Below are 20811 nucleotides of genomic sequence, written 5' to 3' on the forward strand. Positions count from 1 at the left end.
GCACATATCGACATCACGACCATAGCCGACGGCAACCTTGGCTGTGATCTGGCTCTGAAAGACGCATGGGATTGCATTATTCTCGACCGCAGACTTCCCGGCATGGATGGTCTGACAATACTAACAATTATGCGCGCGGCCAATATTCAGACTCCTGTTCTCTTTCTGACAACAATGGACGGCATTAGTGACAGGGTTACAGGCTTGAAGAGCGGCGGCGACGATTACCTCGTCAAACCTTTTTCATTAGCTGAACTGTCAGCGAGGCTGGATGCCATCTTGCGCCGCATCAAATTTCAACATCCGGAAACACGTCTGGTGTTTGCCGATGTTGAAATCAACCTTCTAAGCCGGGAATTGCATCGCGCCGGTTCAAAACTCTACATTCAGGGAAAAGAGTTGGAACTTCTTGAATATTTCATGAGACACCCTCTCATACTTGTAACGCGCGAAATGCTGTTGCACGCTGTTTGGGACATTGACTTCCCGATTAGAACCAATTTGGTCGAAACCCATATAAGCCGACTACGAGAACGTCTGGGGCGAGATGCCCCACCTCTGATCCATACGATGAGAGGTGAGGGTTATATCTTGCGGCACCCCTGAGATGACAACCCTGCCCCAGACAACAGTCAGACGCTTTCCAGTTCTCCGGAGTTCGTCTTTTCGTATTGTTGCTTTGTTTGCTGTTTGCTTTCTCGTCAGCGGCCTTATGGTAACCGTGCTATCCGGGTATCGTAGCCAGCAATTGCTTTCACAGCAGATCAGACAGTCTGTTGCAAATGAGCGTGATGAAGCATTTTCAGAAGCACACGGCCAGGACGTTGTTCATCTACATCCTGTCCTGAAGGAACTCGTGCAGAACGAACCGGGTTTTTACTACCTTCTACAGGATAATCAGCAACACTCTGTCACTGGTACTATGCGGCATTTGAGACCCATTCAGGGTTGGAGGTGGCTATCATGGACGCACCGCGCGCTGCCTCGCGATCACCAGCCGGTGCTGGGGTATGGCACAGTTCTGCAGGATGGCGGTTATTTTTTTGTTGGCATTAATGCCACACCTCTTCAATCTCTTCGTCGCGATCTTTGGCTGACATTGGCATGGAACAGTGTCGCTTTCCTGCTAATCGGCCTTGGGGGCGGCTTTATGCTGAGCCGGCTTGTACTGGGAAAAATCGAGACCATCAGCCTGACAGCGCGTAAAATCATGCGGGGTGATATTTCTCGCAGGTTACCCCTTAATGGGACAGGAGATGAATTCGACCATCTTGCCGGCAGTCTGAATGCAATGCTCGACCGGAATGAAACCCTCATCGCCAGTGTTCAACAGGTCTCAGACGACATCGCCCATGATATGCGGCGCCCACTGGCCCGGTTGGGGCAGCATCTGGATGAGGCAATGGCGGCGTCTCATCCAGAAATTCGGGATGCCAGCCTTCTCCGTGTAAAGGCTGACCTTCAGGACGCGCTTGAGATATTCTCCTCTCTTTTAAGGCTTGCACAGATAGAGGCCGGAGACCGCATCCCGGATTGCCAGACATACTCAGTGGACCAGCTCTTCGGAACCATCAGTGATTTTTATCACGCGGTTGCGGAAGACCATGAACATAGTCTTGTTGTCAGCCCGCCTAAACCTGACGTGACGATTGAGGGAAACCGCGTTTTACTTATTCAGATGCTATCCAATCTGATCGAGAATGCCATCAACCACTCACCTCCAGAAACGAAGATCGTTTTGTCTGCACGTTTGAGTAAAGATGTGATCATATTTGTTGTCACGGATACCGGGCCCGGCATCCCATTCGCCGAACGGGAGCGGGTATTTGAGAAAATGGTGCGGCTGGATTCAAGTCGCACAGTTCCCGGTACTGGACTTGGGTTGAGCATGGTACGGGCAATCGTACGCCTTCATGGCGGCACCATTCGCCTTGAGGACAACAATCCGGGCTTACGTTGCGAGATCAGTCTGCCAACTTTGAATATTTATCCATGACATCAATATTTTCGCCCTCTGCAACTCGCACATTGTGCCAAACCTTATTTACCCGCGATCATATCGGCAATCATGGCTGCTTTTTCCGATCGGATATGCTCTTTTCCATGAGCCCGAGCAGCCCATTCTGCATTTGTGGTTAATGCCTTACGTGTCGCGGCTACAACGGTATTGCGCTGATCCAGACCATTATTACCGTGATAAGCGAGGAGCAGTAATGACATCCACCCACGCCCTGCCGGATAGCGCGCAGTATAGATTTGATAAGCGTTCAACGCACCAGCTTTGATCCAACCGTTTGTTTGTGGTTCCACATAAGCGTGCACATAGTCCACATACTCTGAGGGTGAGACAAAATAATCATACGGAATCACCATATACACGGGATCTGGAGTTCCTGAGAGAGGCCCGCTACTGCCAATGCAGTCCGAGACCGTGCTTTCCACTGTGGAAATACCCGTCAGACTTTTGACATCAAGACCGGCTGGCGTCTGCGTATCAATGGTCTGCCATCTCGTTGCCTGAGCGTTATTCCGGAATTCCAGAATAACAAGGGCGTCCCAAGTGTTAGTATCTACAAGCCGACTGAACAGGATACGATAATGAGCAAGTCCGTCTTTGGCATACAACCCCTGTAACCGGGGAACCAGTTGGGTGCGCAGCGCACTCAACAACTCTGGGCGACCTGCGGGTGCGGTACGATAGGAGATTACAAGAGAGTGCTGATCATTGTCCGAAGCTCGTGCCGGAATCGCCACGAATAAGGCGGCGATCATTGCACCGCATAACAAGAATACCTTGCCTGAGTTCTGGCTTCGCTTTGCTCGCATATAGCTTGCACGAATAAGCATGGCGTAACTTCTTTCCGCTTGATCATTTCAAGATCTGTAAGTCATCACCACCGCAAAGCAGGAAAAGGCACACTTTGTCAGCTTACAATCACCCAACCTTCCAGTATATGCGCGCATGGCTGCGCCAAGAATTTCCGATATCGCCGATCAAAAACAAATACTGATAAAGAAAAAATGCAGAACGCTCTATATTTAAAAATGTTTTGTGTTTTTATTCCTCGGTGAGTTTGCTTCGAAAACTGTTCAGACGGTTGAGCGTTTGCAATGTATGCTCAGGAGAGGCAATGGACAGCCCATAAGCTATGGCTTCCAGAAGCGCCACTGTAGCGGAATGCATGACAATATGTTCTTCTTTCCCACGAACTGTTGAGATGATGACCGTGCCTGACGGCACTTCGGTCGCCGCGATCCGGTCAGTAATCAAAACAACTGGCAGCTTCTGGCGTTGTGCTTCATGAAACAGGATAGCGACGTCACGAGACAACGTGCCGTATGCCATGACAATGACAGCGTCCGTCGGATGCAGCAGAATAAGATCATCCGCGAAAAGACGCCCGGTCGTGCCGATCGGAAAACTGATGCGACCGTGACGGTTCAGTACTCTACAGATGTAATCTGCGATGCCATGAGACGGGCCAATACCGAACACTGCAACACGTGTACAGGAATGCAAGACCCTTACCGCATCTGCAATTTGTCGCCGTATTGTCGGGTTCTTTAGAGTCGCCGCCATCTCAATCTGAGTATCAAGAATGCTTCCGACTGCTGTATCCAGATCAGACCCGATCTCTTCGATGGTTCGCGAAAGCGCTGAGGCAGGAGTATGCGCGCGGGTAAGCCCGGCAATCAACGCAGCCCGGAGTTTGGCCAGACTTTCGAAACCCATAGCCTGTACCGATCGAATCACGGAAGCATCCGATGTTCCCAGCTTTTCCGCGAGTTCCGCTGCGGAGCTGGCCAAAGCGAGAGGACGATTATCATGTATGAACTGTGCAACACGACGTGTCGTTGGCGTCATTCCGGAATCGGGATGCAGACTTTGCAGGATCAGGTCAGGTTTCAATACTGTGTCCTCCCTCTGCACTGTAGCTGGCATAATCCTTACCCTACAGGCTCGTAATGGCATAATTGCTAACTTCACAAAAGCTTCACGCAGTAGTGTTTACTACATGTTTATATGATTTATGATGACACTATTACGAACTGTGAGGCCGAATAACCGACAACGCAGTGCGCGTATGCGGCTGGCAGCCACCTTGCTGTTCGCTGCGAGCGTGGGGTGCGTGGTCAGCCTTGAAGACCACCAGATACCTGACATGGTGGTTTATAGTTCGGTAGGAACTGCGCCAGCGGTAATTTCCGCCTATACTCGGGAAACTGGACGGCGCGCCAGCCTTGTCACGATGTCTACAGGGGCATTGCTGGCTCGAATTTCGGCTGAAGCCCACCATCCACGTTGGGACGTGGTCTGGTTTGAGGGAGATGATGGTGCTGTCGCCATGGATCGAGCTGGACTGTTCGCGCGTGGTACCGTGCCGGATCTGGACTGGACTCCATTAGGGCGTACCCTGCTGCCCGCTGACAGATCCTATGAACCAACGGGTTTTACTCTGGCTGGGGTGTTCCTTGAGCGCGCAGACAAGGCGCATACCGTCCAGAACTGGACGCAGGCCTTCAATACAAAGCGGATTGGAATGGCTGATCCGGCGCTTTCAGGCCCTGCGTATCAGCTCCTGGCAGGAATGTTATCTATCAATGGCGGCTGGCCAGCAGGGCAATCGGCATTGTTACGGATGGCGGCCAACGGGATGCTGGTTGCTCCGTCTAACGCAGCGGTCTTGACGTCCCTGCTCACCGGACGGATCGACTCTGCAATCACGCAGAGTTCGGCAGGGATTGCCCTGTCGCGCACGGATAAGCGATTTCTTGTTGCGCTCCCAGATCCAGCTTTTATTCTGCCCGGCGTTGCATCAGTCGCGGCTGATCAGCCAGCGTCAAGACGTCACACTGCCTCTGATTTTCTGCGTTTCATCATGCGGCCAGATATCCAGATCCTACGGATGCATGACACAGATGCAGACCGACTGTTCTGGCCAGTGACAAACAGTCCCGCACAGCCGGATCTGCCGGACCCGGACGGAATGACGTTGATGCACCTGAGCCCCTTGATCTGGGGCGGACGTCAAGCCGAAGTCATTGATTGGTTCCAGCGAATGATTGTTCGATGACACACGCGTCACGGTTGCTTTCACACATCCCAAACCTTTTGACCAGCATGGCAAGATTGCTCTTTGCTGCGCTCATCATGGTTTGCTTTGTCTATCCTCTAGTAAGGTTTCTGGCTTTGCCGCTAATACCGAGCTTGGCGCCATTGCCGCCGCTGGATACGGCATTGAGACATGGCCTGTCGCCCATAGCGATGTGGAATACCGTACGACTGAGTATCGAAGCAGGGTTTCTGGTCGTCCCACCTGGCCTGCTAATTGGCTTTCTGCTGGAACGCCGAAGGTGGTTGGGGCGCGGATTTCTATCCGTCACATTATGGGCCGTGTTTCTGATGCCCAGCTATCTGCTGACGTCCGGATGGCAGATTTTAGTCGCCATGCCAGTGCTAGCCGACAGTCACATCAGCCGCCTGTTCTATGGTGAAGCCGGGATTGTCTTCCTTCTGACAATCAAGGGGCTGGCTTTTTCTGCGATGAGCGCGCGTACGGGTTGGCACGTACTCGGTGAAGATTTGGAGGCTGCATCACGCATGCACGTGCGCACCGCGTGGCGACGGTGGTGGTTGATAGCACGGCTGTTGTTCCCCATCGTGGGCAGTATGATGATGGTGCAGATGGTGGCTGCATCACAGGATTTTGGCGTCGCGGCAACATTGGGAGCTCAGGTCCACCTCCCCTTGGTGAGCTATGTAATCTACCAGAACCTGTCCACCATTCCTGTCGATTTTTCCCGTGCCGCGCTTTTGAGCCTCTTTCTGGTTTGTCTGGCCCTGTTAGCTTTAGGGGCGCAGGCCATGCTGGGGCGGTCACAGGCCGCCACAATCGGGGGCCGCCAGCATCGCCCCGTAGCACTATCATGTCGCCCCGTTATGCTCGCTCTGGCATGGCTGCTGACAGGCAGTGTGTTCTTGGCCGGGGTTGGCGCACCACAAGTGGCATTGGCGGTGGAAGGGATGAGCGGCCCGGCGGTTCATGGTTCTCTGGTTGATGCCGGAAGCTGGCGCGCCATCAGCTTGTCATTGCGCTATGGATTTGTGTCGGCGGTGGCTGCGGTACTCCTCGCCGCCATTATTCTCGGCGGGCGGATGCGCTCTGGAAAGGGCGGCGCCGTGCTGGCGCGTTTGTTACTGTGGCTGACTTCAGCCAACATGGCGGTACCGGGGGTTATTCTGGGAGCCTCTTATCTGATTGCATTCAATGGCGGAATGCTGGCGCTGTATGGAACACCAATGTTGTTGCTCCTTGCTTATACGGCCAGCCACTTACCCGTTGCCCTGCGCTTTCTTGATGCACCGTTTGCGTCCCTGCATCGTGGACTGGGGGAAGCAGCACGCGTACATGGTCTTTCACTTTCTGAGCGTCTTGAGGGCATTTATCTGCCGCTACTAATCCGGCCTTTGAGCTGGGCATGGGCCATGGTGTTCATAACTGTGTTTTTTGAACTGCCGCTGTCAGAAATCCTGTATCCCGCTGGCACACCACCATTAGCCGTGCGGTTACTTTCTCTGGGAATCTCGCAGCATTATGAAGCCCAAGCGAGGGTGGCGTTGGTCGGTATGGTAACGTGTCTGGCGGTAACATGTTTGGGTCTGGTGTTGGTACCGTTTCTGGCTGGGCCGACAGATGGAACGGATACGACTTTTAAGGCAGACAAAGCGAATGGACGATAACATTCTGACACTGGATGGGATCGAAAAATCCCATGCCCGGACCAAAGTGTTACGCGGTATTACGTTGAAAATTCCTCGCGGTCAGTTCGTGTTGCTAATGGGTGCGTCTGGTTCGGGTAAAACGACTCTCCTTCGCATAGTCGCGGGGCTGGAGCGGCCTGATTCTGGGTCTGTGGCACTCCGGAGCGTGGTGGTGGACAACCCTGCGGGCAAAGTGTTTGTACCCCCCGAACGTCGCGGCTTGGGGATGGTGTTTCAAGACTATGCGCTGTGGCCACACTTGACTTGTCTTGAAAATATTACCGCCGCCATTCCAAGCCGCTCACTCTTCAAAGCGCGGTCTGAACGGATGGAACGCGCCCGAAGTCTGGTCCGCGATGTATCGCTGGAAGGGCTGGAAGAACGCTATCCTGCGCAGTTATCGGGCGGGCAGCAGCAGAGGGTCGGTCTGGCCAGAGCTTTGGCGGCACGTCCCGATCTGCTGCTGTTGGATGAGCCACTTTCCGGTCTGGATGTCGAGATACGAGGACGCATGCGCGACAATATCCGTCAACTCGTGCGGAAAACATCCTGCTCCGCCCTGTTCGTAACCCACGACCCTGTTGACGTCTGGCGGTTGGCAGACCGGGTGCTGATGCTCGAAGAGGGGCGGATCATTCAGGACGCCACCCCCGACACATTATACGGCTGCCCACGGTCCCCCCGGATCGCACGTCTGACGGGCGCTGAAGGCGCGTTTACTGTCACATTGCAAAAGCGGGATATGCAATGGGGATTTGAGAGCGTAACAGGTTTCCAGCCCGTGACACCGGTTGGCCTCATCACCGAGGGACCAGCCAGAGCCTATATTCGGCCCGAAGGTGTACGTCAGATCAATGAGGGATACGTGGCGCGACGAATAGACATGACGTTCGAGGCCGGACGTTGGCGCGTCTTGTGGCATTTGCCGCAGCTAGGCTGGTCGCTCCATAGTCTGGAACCCGAAATTCCACCCGAACAAACCTGCCTTGCTTTCGATGCACGGCATCTGTTCGTCTATCCTGTCTGATAAGACAAGAAAAAGATAAGGTTATTTGTATTAGCGCGACAGGATCGATGTTTTTTCTTTCTTCTCCCCAACCTCATGGATGGCCATGCGCCGTCCTGTCAGATGGATTTTCGGTCCGAGGGCTACGCAACCCTCACGCCGGACCGTTTGATATCGATGTCCCAACTGGGAGTTGCCTTGTCATTACAGGCACGTCTGGCACGGGAAAGTCTGTATTGTTACGCATGATGGCGGATCTTGATCCGCATCAGGGTGACACCGCGCTGGATGGCCAATTCTGTTCGGCCATGCCTGCTCATTTATGGCGGCAGCAGGTTTTATATCTGCCAGCTGAACCGGGGTGGTGGAGTGATCGTGTGCTGGACCATATACAAGACAATGCCCAAACCCATGGCCTGATGAAACAGTTGGGCCTGCGCTGCAATGTGCTGCATGACCCAATCCACCGTCTGTCCACAGGTGAAAGGCAACGTCTTGCCCTGCTGCGCGGCCTGTCCCAGAGGCCTCGTGTTATGCTGCTGGACGAGCCATGCGCGGCGCTGGATGATACGACGACGCTGCTGGTAGAAGACATGCTACATACAAAAATGACAGAGGGAACAATAATTATTCTTGTATCGCACGATATAGAGCAGGCATCGCGGATGGCTGATCAGCGGTGCGAAATAGTTCACGGACATTTCAGCGGAACAATCATATGACACCAACCTTGCTGACGTCGGGAGATCTGCTGCTGGCGGGAGGCATGCTTTGCGGCTGCGTTGCCCTGTCTCTCGTGCTGTCACTCGGTATCCAGAAGGCGTTGGTGATAGCGGCTTCGCGCATGGTCGTGCAGTTGGTTCTGGCAGGCAGCCTGCTGTTGCTAATCTTCGGGCGCTCCTCTGTCTGGCTGACGGTCGCAATGCTCGTTTTCATGTTGGCCGCGGCATCTTACGAGGTTGGCACGCGCCAGCTGGTACGCCTAACGCCGGGCTGGCACTTTGCCATAGGGGGTGGCAGCACCGTAACCGGCACGGTGATTGTCGCATTAATCGGTTTACTGACAGCCTTGCAGCCACATCCATGGTATCAGGCACGTATAGCAATTCCCATGACGGGCCTACTACTCGGTAATGTCATGAATGCTGTCAGCCTGACGATGAATACAGTGCTTTCCACGATATCGCGCGAACGTTCGGCTATCGAGGCCCGGCTGACATTGGGCGCAACCCGTGCGGAAGCGATGAACTTTACCATCCAGCAGGCCATTCGTACGGCCCTGATCCCAACACTCAACCAAATGGCTGCCGCAGGAATTATTACCCTGCCGGGAATCATGACTGGACAGATTCTGGCGGGCATGAACCCGCTGGAAGCCTCAAAATATCAGATCGTGCTGATGAGCCTGATTGTCAGCGGCAATATGATTGGCGCGACATTGGCTGCCATCCTAACGGCAGCACGACTAAGCGACACCCGAGGGCGATTGCGCATGGATCATCTGGCAAGATGAAAGAGTGTCCGGTCTTCTGTGTATGAGATATCAGACTCTCTCACCCGAGAGTGATCCCGTTTTTGCTTTCGATCTACATGCTGCAAGATCATATACACCACGAACACCATCGAGAGTCTAAACCCGATCATTCGCAAAATCGATCAAGACGTGCGGGAATAGTCGCGATTTGTTTCCCAGAGCGATTTTCACACGTCCAGCCCAATGTCGGGCAGCCATTTGTTCGCGAAGAGGATTTGAAGAAGCAGCCGGCGCGAGAGCCTTGGGCTTCTGTTTCAAAGCTCTCACGTCATGGTTTTGAATGGCATTCAAAAATTCTAACACGAAAAACAAATGGCTTAAAATCTGTTTTTCCCTTAAATTAGGTCTATGCACCATATTGGATTTTTCATCTGCCCGAACCATCGGATACTCGACCTCGCAGGGCCTTTAGGGGCTTTTGAAGAGGCGAACTGCTTCATTGAGGGTGAGAGCTATCGCTTGACGGTCATTTCCGAGTTCGGAGGCCTTGTTGCCGGAAGTTCAGGGGTTCCCATTCATACGCAGCCCTTTCGCAATAGGGGATTTGATACAGTTATTTTCATCGGTGGAGACATCACTCCTTTTCAAAATCAGGGCATCATCGCCGCAGCAAACAAACTTGCGGCAAACACTGCTCGCGTTGCGAGCGTCTGTACCGGTGCATTCCTCCTTGCTGAAACCGGACTGCTCAATGGACGTCGCGCAACGACCCATTGGCGTCTCGCCCCAGAACTCCAGCAGCGGTATCCTTTGGTCAGGGTCGAAGCCGATCGCATCTTCATCGCGGACGATAATTACTGGACCTCTGCGGGAATTTCAGCCGGTATTGATCTGGCACTCGCGCTCATCGAGACCGACTTCGGAACCAAAATTGCACGTGAGGTCGCGCGTGAACTCGTCGTTCCCTATCGACGCTCTGGAGGACAGTCGCAGTTTTCAGCCATGTCACAGATGGAGCCGGACTCAGACCGTATCCGCATGGCCCTTGCATTTGCGCGTGATCATTTGGTCGAACCGCTCCCAATCGAGCGACTGGCAGAGGCTGCTAGATTAAGTGTGCGCCAATTCGGACGCGCTTTTCGCCGCCAAACCGGCGAGACACCGGCTAAAGCGGTTGAACGTCTGCGCGTTGAAGCCGCATGTGTCCGTTTACAGGATGGCTCAGAACCAATTGAGCAGATCGCAAAGGCGGTCGGTTTTACGGACCCAGAACGCATGCGCCGCGCCTTCGTCAAACTGCACGGGCATCCACCGCAAGCTATCCGGCGCGCAGGCCGTCTGGACAGTATAGACTAACCGGCCACATCGCGCGCGCAGTGTCGATGCTGACAAATAACAGATGAAGGACATATTGGAGTCAGGGGTCCAACGCGTTGCCCATCGCATTATTCTTGAAAAAACCTTCGGAAGAGTCGATTTTCAAAAATCTGACGCGTCTATCAGGGTCTCAATCGAATCACTAATAAACCCATCAGCCTTTAGCATAACCAGTCCATGAAGTTGTCCCCATCTCGCATGCGCGGAAATGAGCGATGATGCCGGACTGGATGCTCTAACGCGCTCAAGAAGCGGCTGAAAACTTACTGCCGCCGCACGTGCAAGGAGGCTGTCGGGGGCGGCCCCGGGCACCAAACCGGACGCAAACATGAGGCGGTAAAGCTCCACATTTTTTTCACCAAAAGCAAGGTAGGCAATTGCCATCCGCCGCATCGCATGTGCCTTACCGCCACTTGCTGCGGCTTCAAGCAGGACCTCGGTGAACTGCTCAAAACCATCCGTCGCAACAGCTGCGAGGAGAGCCTCGCGGTCCGTGAAGTGGCGATAAGGCGCTGACTGAGCCACCCCTGCCCGCCGCGCCAACGACGCCATTGAAAGACTCTGCGCCCCATGAGCGGCTATTTCCTCTCGGGCAGCATCCAGTAACACCTTTCGCAAGTCACCATGATGATAGGTTTTGCGGCGCTCGGGTCGTTTGGGTTCTACGTCTCGCTTCATGTGATGATCTATAACATTTTAATTGACACCCAATCAATAAGCGCCAATGTGATTGTCTATCACATCGGAGATCATCATGACTCTGCCATCGAAATCGTCCAAACTTGCGGGTTTGGGGGCGCCTTATCTCGCCAACAATTTTGCGCCGATCGAGGCTGAAACCACCGCTTTCAATCTGGAAGTGACCGGTCATATTCCCAAAGTGCTGACTGGTCGCCTCCTTCGCATTGGTCCCAATCCAGCAGTTGCCCCAGACCCGGTGCGCTATCACTGGCTTTCAGGTTCGGGAATGGCCCATGGCCTGCGCCTACGAAATGGTAAGGCAGAATGGTATCGCAGCCGCTATGTCAGAGACTCCTCTGTCGTGACAGCCCTGCACGTTCTGCCCCTCGGCGGCCCTGGCGAAAACAGGCGCGATGGTAGCGTCAATACGAATTTTACAAGTGTGGGTGGAAAGCTTTATGCCATTGTTGAAGCAGGGAGCCTGCCGGTAGAACTGAACTATGAGTTGGAAAGTATCGCACGCGCGGACTTCAACGGGACGCTGGAAGCCGGTTTTACTGGCCACCCGAAGTTCGATCCGATCACGGGTGAGCAGCATGCCTTAACGTATGAACCCGGACAGCCTGTGCGTTACGTTACGGTCGACCAGACCGGCCGCGCCACAACCAGAGCACGGATCGACCTGCCGCACATTCCCCTGATCCACGATACAGCATTTACCGCCTCATCCATCATCATACCCGATCTGCCCGTGACGTTTCAGCCAGACCGGTCACAGGCGAGATTTCCGTGGCTATGGGACGAGCGGCGAGACTCACGGATCGGACTTCTGCCACGCAACGGAAATGCCGAGAACATTCAATGGTTTGAAACACCACGTTGTTTTGTCTTTCACTTTGTGAATGCCTATGACGATAATCATCTCACGATTATTGACCTCATACGCCACCCACGCATGTTCGACCGTGATCACAATGGACCGAACGAAGGTGCTCCCACACTTGTCCGGTGGACGCTCAACCGATGTTCCGGCCAGTTGACCGAGACGCAGCTTGATGATCATGGAACGGAATTTCCGCAGATCAATGGTCGGTTTGGCGGTCAGCCCTACCGATTCAGTTACACTGCCCATTGGGGTGCCGGTGTAACGTTTGGTCCGGCTATGAAGCACGACATGGTGCGAGGCACCACGGAAATACATGATTACGGCACAGGCCGGATGACTCTGGAGCCAATCTTTGTACCAAAGCCTGATTCATGTGCGGAAGATGACGGCTGGATTTTTTCTTACGTTTATGATTCAGGCCGAAACCTAAGCGATGTCGTCATTCTGGACGCGCAGGATTTTGCTGGCGAGCCTGTCGCTACCATTCATCTGCCTGTGCGGGTACCGTTTGGTTTCCACGGCGGTTGGGTAGCTGACTATGGCGTTACCTCTCCGGTTGTCTGAAATAAATCATCTATTCCGAAATAGAAAATTATTTTTCAAAAACTGTTTCTGTTACAAACCATCTCTTCTGGATAGAAATCTTTTGGAAATACAGACTTTATATGAGAGATCTTGACAAGAATTTTCAAAAATATTTTCTAATCAATGCGTGTTTTTTAGAAAGTATACGACTCTAAAATTTGTTATCTAGAAAAATATTTTCAAAACTCTGGATGGACTGGATAGAAGCACAACCATTGCAATACGCACAATACGTGCAATAAAGCATAAATTTGGGCGTCTTCATTTTTCCTAAAAATATCAAAAACAATTTAAATTTCTATGCAAATCCCTCTATTTAACTCGGCTTTATTAGAAATCGCGCCAATGCTGCAAAGTCTGCAATGGCGCGATCCCCCTCTACAAGACCAAATCTAAACCTGCGCCTCCGTCGAAACCGCAGGCGATCAAGTCCCTATCATCTGCAACGATCTTAAATCACATGGACTGTCGGTCTGAGGCGTCCATGTTATGTTTTTGCAGCACCAGCGCCCTCATGACTCAATTCAACGGTGCGTTAACAAACGAATTTGAGGTGTGGTGTGCGCAGACAATAAGATATTTTCCGATATATAGCATTCAAGATCAGCAATACTTATTTAACGATCATCAGATTGTACAGGGCCGTCATCATTCCAGATATCACGATGCAATTTCCACATATTTCCCTGTTTTAGAAAAATGAGAATTTGCTTGCCACGCGATTTTAATTTTCCATCGTGACTTCTCACAATGGAATCTGAAACTTCAGTTATGACCTTGTCATTGCCGTAGAACTCAAAATTGCTGAAAGTAACCGTATCGGGTGCCTTTCCTGCATATCCTTCGGTAAAGTATTTCGTGATAGCAGCCGCACCGATAATGCGCTTTCCGCCGGGCTGCAATAATGTTCCATTTTCAGTATAGAGACGACCAATAGCCTGATAATCTCCTCGTTTAAAAGCGTCGGCCCATCGCGTATTTTCAGCCTTGATCGCTGATTCTACTGACAGAGGGGGGCTCTCCGCATAAGCCACAATCGGCAAGATAGCATTGGCGATAACGACCGAAAACGAAACAAATTTAACGAAGAATGATTTCATGTGCATTACTCACTCTGAGTTCTCTTAGTAAGTTGATTTTCATCTGAACTGGCCGCAGAAAGTCAAAATACATGCAGCCTAATGACGGCACTTCCGCAATACCATCAAAGCAATGAAACGGCTGTAAAAAGTTGTCGAATTTGTATCAAAGGATGGGTTGCATCAAACCATTCTCAGAGCCGGGCAGCATTTTATAAACAGCATCACGGACCTTTGGGGGTGCGTCGGAAGGATTACCTGCGTGAAATGGCGGTTGCGGATCGTACTGAACAAGAAGTTGCACTTCCTGTGCGGCCTGTACACCACGAAGTTCCGCCGCTATCGCTACGCCGAAATCAATCCCGGCGGTAACACCGCCGCCACTCATGAACCGGCCATCCTTTACGATGCGCGCTGGGTCTGGAATGGCTCCATATTTCTTGAGAACATTCAGAAACGCCCAGTGACATGCGCTGCGCTTTCCTTTCAGAACACCGGCGGCTGCAAGGATAATCGATCCGGTACAAACTGATGTCACATAACGCGCTGATTCTGACAGTCTCCTGATATGAGCAAGAATTTCAGGCTTCATCATTGCTGAAAGATCCAACGCACCGGGAACGCAAATCACATCAACCCGCTCTATATCAGACAGTTTCTCCGTTGGCCCAAAGGTCACGCCTTTTTCCAGAGTCACAAGACCGCCGTCCGGACTGGCGAACCTGACCTTTGTATTAGGAAGGCGTGAGAGAATTTCGTTAGGACCTGCAAAATCGAGAAGTGTCCCATTCGGATAGATCGCGAACAGGAATTCAATAGGCTTCTCGGCTTGAGCAATCGTTGCCGCCTGTATTGTTTCAGGCATGAAATCCACAACTGCGGCGGCGGCAAGAACTGCGCCGCCCATGAGCAGTGCATGACGCCGTGCCCGGCCATCTGCACTCAGTTTTTCCATTGGAATTTTATTGGAATTTTCAAACATATCGCTCTCCAAAGCGCCCTGTTTATACAGGGTCCGTTGCCGAACTCTTTCGACATTTAGCTTTACTCAAAAATTTCCAAAAGGACCTATTTCCCTCATTTTAAGACTCACTTCATCCTGATGTGATTCATGGCTGTATTTGAGGGAAATATGTCCTTTAAGACATTTTTCCTTCGCCTATACACTGTCGAAGCCAACGAGAGCTGCCTTTTGTGGCTCTTGAATATGAGGACTCCAGAATGAGACTTTCAGGAAAAACTGCGCTTATCACTGGCGGCACGAGCGGCATCGGTCTTGCAACCGCCAAGCGTTTCATCAAGGAGGGGGCCCGCGTAGCTGTTACCGGTCGCGACGAATCCCGCTTTGCCGACGTGCATGCCGAACTCGGTGGAGAGGCACTCGTCCTTGCTGCGGATGTCCGATCCCTTGAGGCTATGCAAGCCGTTGCATCCCGCGTCCAGAAGACGTTTGGCGGTCTTGATATCCTGTTTGCAAACGCGGGTTACGTCATTCCAACACCGCTGCCATTGATTAATGAACGCCAGTATGACGACATCATGGACATCAGCGTCAAAGGTGCCGTGTTTACGATGCAGGCTGCGTTGCCGATACTTCGTGAGGGCGCATCCGTTATTCTGACAACCTCCTTTATTGACCAGACCGGAAAACATGCTCTGTCTCTGGTCGCAGCCGCAAAGGCGGCGGTCCGTTCGTTCGCACGGAGTTGGTCTTACGAACTGCTTGACCGAAAAATCCGCGTGAATGCCGTCGCTCCGGGAGGCATTGAAACACCATTACTCGGAAAGCTTGGCCTGTCTGACGCCGAGGTACAGGCTTTCAAAGCGCAGTTTGCCTCGACTGTACCTTTGGGCCGCATGGGTCAGCCTGAAGAAATCGCTGCGGCTGTTCTCTACCTTGCCAGCGATGAATCCCGATACGTCGTTGGAACGGAACTGGTGGTCGATGGCGGCTGCTCCCAGCTCTGAAACTATTTTCCACTTTTAGCAGGTAATGATGATTTCTGGAGATGTCCTAATGACAATCACAAAACCGTTCTCGTTTCTCCTTGGTGCATTGATGGTTCTCGCTCTCCATGACACTCCAGCTCTGGCAGCTCATACGCCATCTGCTGACCCGGCTGAAGTGCAGGCCGTGACAGAACAGTTTGCCACAGATCTCGCCAAAGGGGATCTTCAAGCAATTTCGCGTCTCTACACCGATGACGCCAGCCTTCTGCCGCCTAATGCAGCAGCAGTTTCCGGCCGAGCGGCAATCCTTGCCTATTTTGAAAAAACCCTGCGACCGGACCTCATCGGGGGAGCCCGATTTGACCATTATGAGATCTATGCTGGTCCTGAAGCCGCGACCAGTATCTCCCAGATCAGGATGCTTGACCGAAATGGTCGCGTCGTCGAACGCGGGAGACAAATTATCATCTTGCTCAAACAGGGAGGAAAGTGGAAAATCCATCGTGATATGTGGTCGGACACGTCCTCTACAGCCACGAACAATAGATAATCAATACAGAAGCATGCGGATATTCATTATCCAGATATGAAATAATCAGCACCATAATCCGGGGGGCACGATAAGCTTCAGGATCACTGTGGACCTGTTCCTGTCTACAATGCAGTTTATCGTGAATCCTGTTTGGCATAAGGCGTAAGCCGCCCTCAGTCGGCCCTTTGCATCAAAACATACACCACAAGGGATGACAGCAGCGCCAAACCCGCCGCAGTCAAAAGGGCCGCAGAAAAACCATGAGAAAACGCCTGCCGTGCATAGTCAACGGCTATGGCACGTGATGGACCTTCCAGCCCTGCAACGGCACTGGGAAGATCACCTGCTACAATTGCATCAGCAAATGTCGAAGAATGCTGACACGCGGGACCACATGCAGACACATTGACCCATGCCCTCACTTTCGTAGCCAATATCCCACTGAGCATGGCGAAGCCGAGCAAAATTCCAGAAAACCGTGATGTTGTACTGATCCCTGAGGCCATTCCAGATCGTTCTCGTGGCACCACGCTCATAATCGCTTTCTGCGTCTCTCCGTTCAGCAGACCACCGCCGCTGCCAAGCACAACCATTCCCACCAGAATCACTGGCCACGTTAATATCGCGGCTCCCCATGCGGTTATCCCGTTACCAATGGCGACAAGCGCTAATCCGGATGTCAGAATACCGGCTGAAGACATACGACGCTCAAGGAGACGCCCGATATGCGGGAAGACCAGCATCGCCACGGCAAATGGACACATGGAAAAGCCCGCCTGCAAAGCGGAACGACCCAGTCCATTTTGAAGGAACAGGGGAAGCATTGACGCCATGACCTGAGCGGAGGCCGCATAAGCAAACATTGCCCAGACCGCACCAAGAAAACGAGGATTGGTGAACAGGCTCAGATCCAGCATCGGGCGTGACTGAGCCCGCTCGCCAACGATAAAAACAACGAGCGCTACACCACCACCAATAAATCCGGCCAACGCCTTTGGAGATCCCCACCCCACAGCCTGACCATTGATCATGCCCCATGTCAGGCCGAACATGAAGACTGCAAAAACTATGATCCCGAAAGGATCAAGCCTGCTGGCGGCATTGTCGTTTGATTCAGTCACCAGACCCACTACTGCACCGGCAAGGAATGTGCAGATTGGAACATTGATGTAAAAAGCCCAGCGCCAACCAAGAGTGTACGCAATCAATCCGCCAAGAATTGGGGCGATAACCATGGTTAGACCCATGATACTTCCCCATATGGCCCAAGCACGGTTCCGTGCTTCAGGATCATGAAAGCTGTGACCAATAATGGCGAGTGCCGGAGCCAGAAGGAAGGCAGCGCTTATGCCCTGCAAGGCGCGCGCCATATACAACCCGGAGGCAGACGGCGCGAGCCCGCAGAGGAGAGACGCAACGCTAAACATCGTGATACCGATTAGATAAACACGGCGGCGTCCGAAACGGTCAGCAATCGCACCGGCGGGCAGGAGCAGGGAGGCAAAGCACAGCACGTATGTGCTGATCACCCACTCGATATCCGAAAAGCTCGCATGAAATTCGCGGGCAATCGTGGGGAGGACGATTGCAACCACATTTGTATCCAGAACCGTAAGCGCACAGCCTGTTGAAGCTGTCAGCAGCACCGGGATGAGGCTTACAGTTTTCTCTGACTTATTCAACACGCCCGATGTAGATGGTCTCGTCATAAGAAGGGGCCTTGAAAGGATTAAAAACTGTCCTGACGTTACTGACGGCCATAATTTCTGTCATTCGTCGCTCTTTTCTCTATTATTAGGCATGAGCTAATAATCATCGGCATTCTCATGGAACTCAGACATCTTCGGTATTTTGTAATTCTGGCAGAAGAGCTCCACTTCGCACGTGCGGCGGAACGGCTGGCTATTTCGCCCCCTACCCTCACAGTACAAATACAGGAAATTGAGCGAACCTTATCGGCCCAGTTGCTGAAGCGGACAAAGCGTTCTGTCGCCCTTACGTCCGCAGGCGAGGTCTTTCTGGTCGAAGCACGCCGGGTGCTCCAGCAGTTTGCCACGGCGGAAAATGTCGGACGTCGCGCTGGGCGCGGTGAACTGGGACGGGTAGAAATCGGCTATGTCGGTTCAGCGGCGTACACGGGATTACTACAAGCCCAGATGAGCCAGTTTTCTGGCGACTATCCGGATGTCCATGTTAATGCACGCGAGTTTGAGATGGAAAAACTCCCGAAGCTGATCGCAGATGGAGAGGTGGATATCGGCTTTGTCCGGTTGCCCATGACCCTGCCTGCGTCCCTTGAGCACCATGTTCTGATCCGGGATCACTTTTGTCTCGCACGTCCCGCCGCACAAACGGATAGCCCGGAAGAGGCTGTTGCACCCGCGGACCTCGCCGCTGCGGCTTTTGTATTGCCAGAACAGGCATTTGGGACTTTTCAGGTTGCCAGTCTCGGTGGATTTACACCACGGATTGTCTCCAGACCGGGAAGCCTTCTCGCCGTATTGACGCAGGTCTCCATAGGGCGGGGCGTCGCCGTTATTCCCAGCACATTACGGGCTGTTGTCACACTGCCTGCCGTTGCTTTCCATACTCTTTCCGGCGAGCCCATCATTTCAGAAATAGCGGCTCTCTTTCGCTCGGATGAAAATGCTCCGACAGCTCGCAATTTTATTACGCAGCTGCGGAAACTGGAAACCCGGTCGGTCTCCTGAGCAAAACAGCCATCACGACAGTAGGTCTATTGCATTGATTGTATGGACAATAATCACATACAATCTGCCAACATATATGGAGACCGCTTCGCATGGCTGATTATCCCTATCTCGCACACTGGAAAGAAGACATCAGCCGGAGTCCGAACGCTATTTATCTGACGCTTGCCGATGCTCTGGCCCTTTCCATTCGCAAAGGCGATTTACGGGATGGGGACAAACTGCCTCCCCAACGCGTGATTGCGGAGTACCTCGGCACCAACCTCACGACCGTCACCCGCGCGTTAACCGAAGCCCGGCGACGCGGCCTTATCGATGCCACCGTCGGACGAGGCACCTTTGTCCGTGTCGGTGCCGGGGAAAGCCACTGGCGCCATACTGGTCCTGCCGTGGTTGATCTGACCATGAACTTGCCCCCAATCCCGCAGGATCCGCCACTCCAACGCATGATCCAAAGCGATATTACCGCCATCCTCAAGCAGCAGGATCTGAACAGCCTGATGTCCTACCGCGTAACCGGTGGAACTCTTGAGGAACGCCAGTTTGGCGCAAAATGGATTGCCCCTGTTATTGGCCAGCGCCGCACGGATGAAATCCTGATAGCCCCCGGTGCCCAGAGTGCTCTGGCGGCAATCGTCAGCACACATACCCAGCCCGGTGACGTCATCGTCACCGACCGTATCGCCTATCCCGGCATAAGGACCATAGCCGCACAGTTTGGCCTTATCCTTGTGGGTGTAGACAGTGACATGGAAGGCATGATGCCGGAGGAACTTGACCGGGTGTGCGCCGAACATCACCCCCGGCTGCTTTACTGCATCCCGACCATTCATAATCCCACCACGGCCACAATGTCCCTGCAACGCCGCAAGGATATTCTGAAAGTCGCCCAACGCCATCACCTGCATATTGCTGAAGACGACCCCTACAGCTTGCTCATGGATACTCCGCTGCCAGCTCTGGCGGCTCTTGATCATAGCCGTGTCAGCTATATTGCCACACTTGCCAAAACACTCAGCCCCGGTTTGCGTACAGCCTATGTCGCGCTCCCCAGCACAGACATGACGCGACGGGTGACCGCAGCCATCCGCGCCATTGCATTGACCAATGCCGGCCTGCTCAGCGCGCTGACAGTCCGCTGGATGCAGACGGAACAGGCGCACGCCATACTCCACGCCATTCAAAAAGAGCTTCGGCTCCGGCAGTCAGTCGCCCGCAGGATTCTGGGCGAAGAGCACTGTATGAACCCGGACGGCCCCCATGTATGGCTCAAACTGCCGAACTGGTGGGGAAGTGCCGATTTTGTCGCCTATGCCCGCAGGCGCGGTCTGGCTCTTGTTCCCAGCACAGTGTTCACCATCAGTGGCGAACCGCCACAGCGCGCGCGGATTGCGCTGGGGAGCGCACCAGACGCGGCCAGTCTGGAAAAATCCCTGCATGGCGTGCTGTCGGTTCTCCAGCATAAACGGTCTCCCGGGTTTACTGATATTGTGTGACCTGCTTGTGCATCGGGCATCAGAGACTCCCGCCGGGGCCGTCTCCTGAAATTCTGGATTTGGAAACAAGGAATGACCGCACTCACAAACGCGTGAGAATAATACCCTTGTAAAACAAAGCTTTAATGAGGCTACAACCGATTGCATGGTTGCGTGGCATGATTAATCTGGCTTTGTACCCATGAAATTAGCTTTTATCGCATTTTTTGTTGATTTTGTATGGAGACCATTATCCATACAAAATTTTGAAACGCCCGCCTCTCGTGTCACA

19 protein-coding genes are annotated in these 20811 nt (G+C 53.0%); 13 read left to right on the forward strand and 6 right to left on the reverse strand.

The genetic code is table 11. The annotated features are described in order from the left end of the window. Window positions 1-606: winged helix-turn-helix domain-containing protein (locus AD949_RS05475; protein ID WP_156475920.1), on the forward strand; the 606-nt coding region annotated here is incomplete at its 5' end. A gap of 1 nt (window position 607) precedes the next feature. Continuing rightward, entirely contained in the window at window positions 608-1996 is a 1389-nt protein-coding gene (locus AD949_RS05480) for a sensor histidine kinase (protein ID WP_048834958.1), read from the forward strand. Between the two features lie 44 nt (window positions 1997-2040). Here AD949_RS05480 and AD949_RS05485 read toward each other — a convergent pair whose 3' ends face one another. Both AD949_RS05485 and AD949_RS05490 read right to left on the reverse strand, forming a co-directional pair. Next, the gene (locus tag AD949_RS05485) at window positions 2041-2847 is read right to left on the reverse strand and encodes a hypothetical protein (RefSeq protein ID WP_141325399.1); all 807 of its coding nucleotides are present in this window, start codon (window positions 2845-2847) and stop codon (window positions 2041-2043) included. 211 nt (window positions 2848-3058) lie between these two features. After that, window positions 3059-3910 (reverse strand): MurR/RpiR family transcriptional regulator, encoded by an 852-nt coding sequence (locus AD949_RS05490; protein ID WP_048834960.1) that lies wholly within the window; start codon window positions 3908-3910, stop codon window positions 3059-3061. Window positions 3911-4085: 175 nt separating this feature from the next. On the opposite strand from AD949_RS05490, the gene AD949_RS05495 reads away from it, so the two are divergent. The 6 genes from AD949_RS05495 to AD949_RS05520 all read left to right on the forward strand — a co-directional run bounded on the left by AD949_RS05495 (window position 4086) and on the right by AD949_RS05520 (window position 10599). Beyond that, window positions 4086-5075, forward strand: coding sequence for an ABC transporter substrate-binding protein (locus AD949_RS05495; protein WP_048834961.1), 990 nt, complete (start codon window positions 4086-4088; stop codon window positions 5073-5075). 164 nt (window positions 5076-5239) lie between these two features. After that, window positions 5240-6742, forward strand: a complete 1503-nt coding sequence (locus tag AD949_RS14070) for an ABC transporter permease (RefSeq protein ID WP_158319945.1) — start codon at window positions 5240-5242, stop codon at window positions 6740-6742. Continuing rightward, the gene (locus AD949_RS05505) at window positions 6732-7790 is read left to right on the forward strand and encodes an ABC transporter ATP-binding protein (protein WP_052944514.1); all 1059 of its coding nucleotides are present in this window, start codon (window positions 6732-6734) and stop codon (window positions 7788-7790) included. Before AD949_RS14070 ends, AD949_RS05505 begins: the two co-directional genes overlap by 11 nt. Before the next feature lie 47 nt (window positions 7791-7837). Continuing rightward, on the forward strand, window positions 7838-8491 hold the full coding sequence (locus tag AD949_RS05510; RefSeq protein WP_082064599.1) for an ABC transporter ATP-binding protein: 654 nt from the start codon (window positions 7838-7840) through the stop codon (window positions 8489-8491). Next, window positions 8488-9282, forward strand: a complete 795-nt coding sequence (locus tag AD949_RS05515) for an ABC transporter permease (RefSeq protein WP_048834963.1) — start codon at window positions 8488-8490, stop codon at window positions 9280-9282. The genes AD949_RS05510 and AD949_RS05515 overlap by 4 nt, the downstream gene beginning before the upstream one ends. A gap of 369 nt (window positions 9283-9651) precedes the next feature. Then, a complete protein-coding gene (locus AD949_RS05520; RefSeq protein WP_048834964.1) occupies window positions 9652-10599 on the forward strand; it encodes a GlxA family transcriptional regulator in 948 nt (315 codons plus the stop codon). A gap of 123 nt (window positions 10600-10722) precedes the next feature. Here AD949_RS05520 and AD949_RS05525 read toward each other — a convergent pair whose 3' ends face one another. After that, a complete protein-coding gene (locus tag AD949_RS05525; protein ID WP_048834965.1) occupies window positions 10723-11298 on the reverse strand; it encodes a TetR/AcrR family transcriptional regulator in 576 nt (191 codons plus the stop codon). Window positions 11299-11374: 76 nt separating this feature from the next. Here AD949_RS05525 and AD949_RS05530 point away from each other — a divergent pair, with 76 nt between their 5' ends. Then, window positions 11375-12751 (forward strand): carotenoid oxygenase family protein, encoded by a 1377-nt coding sequence (locus AD949_RS05530; RefSeq protein WP_082064600.1) that lies wholly within the window; start codon window positions 11375-11377, stop codon window positions 12749-12751. 638 nt (window positions 12752-13389) lie between these two features. Here AD949_RS05530 and AD949_RS05535 read toward each other — a convergent pair. Together AD949_RS05535 and AD949_RS05540 are read right to left on the reverse strand one after the other, a co-directional pair. Beyond that, window positions 13390-13872 carry a YybH family protein gene (locus AD949_RS05535; RefSeq protein ID WP_052944518.1) on the reverse strand — a complete coding sequence of 161 codons (483 nt, stop codon included), beginning with the start codon at window positions 13870-13872 and terminating at the stop codon, window positions 13390-13392. A gap of 145 nt (window positions 13873-14017) precedes the next feature. Further along, window positions 14018-14833, reverse strand: a complete 816-nt coding sequence (locus AD949_RS05540; protein ID WP_048834967.1) for a DJ-1/PfpI family protein — start codon at window positions 14831-14833, stop codon at window positions 14018-14020. Window positions 14834-15072: 239 nt separating this feature from the next. On the opposite strand from AD949_RS05540, the gene AD949_RS05545 reads away from it, so the two are divergent. Further along, window positions 15073-15819, forward strand: a complete 747-nt coding sequence (locus AD949_RS05545) for an SDR family oxidoreductase (RefSeq protein ID WP_048834968.1) — start codon at window positions 15073-15075, stop codon at window positions 15817-15819. Window positions 15820-15844: 25 nt separating this feature from the next. Continuing rightward, a complete protein-coding gene (locus AD949_RS05550; protein ID WP_082064601.1) occupies window positions 15845-16351 on the forward strand; it encodes a YybH family protein in 507 nt (168 codons plus the stop codon). 155 nt (window positions 16352-16506) lie between these two features. Here AD949_RS05550 and AD949_RS05555 read toward each other — a convergent pair whose 3' ends face one another. Beyond that, a complete protein-coding gene (locus AD949_RS05555) occupies window positions 16507-18042 on the reverse strand; it encodes an MFS transporter (protein ID WP_048834970.1) in 1536 nt (511 codons plus the stop codon). Between the two features lie 117 nt (window positions 18043-18159). Between AD949_RS05555 and AD949_RS05560 the strand changes: the two genes are divergently transcribed. Next, a complete protein-coding gene (locus AD949_RS05560; RefSeq protein WP_048834971.1) occupies window positions 18160-19044 on the forward strand; it encodes a LysR substrate-binding domain-containing protein in 885 nt (294 codons plus the stop codon). 92 nt (window positions 19045-19136) lie between these two features. Beyond that, window positions 19137-20540 carry an aminotransferase-like domain-containing protein gene (locus tag AD949_RS05565; RefSeq protein ID WP_048834972.1) on the forward strand — a complete coding sequence of 468 codons (1404 nt, stop codon included), beginning with the start codon at window positions 19137-19139 and terminating at the stop codon, window positions 20538-20540. The last annotated feature ends 271 nt before the right edge of the window (window positions 20541-20811 follow it).

This window comes from Acetobacter orleanensis (assembly GCF_001581005.1).
GTDB lineage: Bacteria > Pseudomonadota > Alphaproteobacteria > Acetobacterales > Acetobacteraceae > Acetobacter > Acetobacter orleanensis.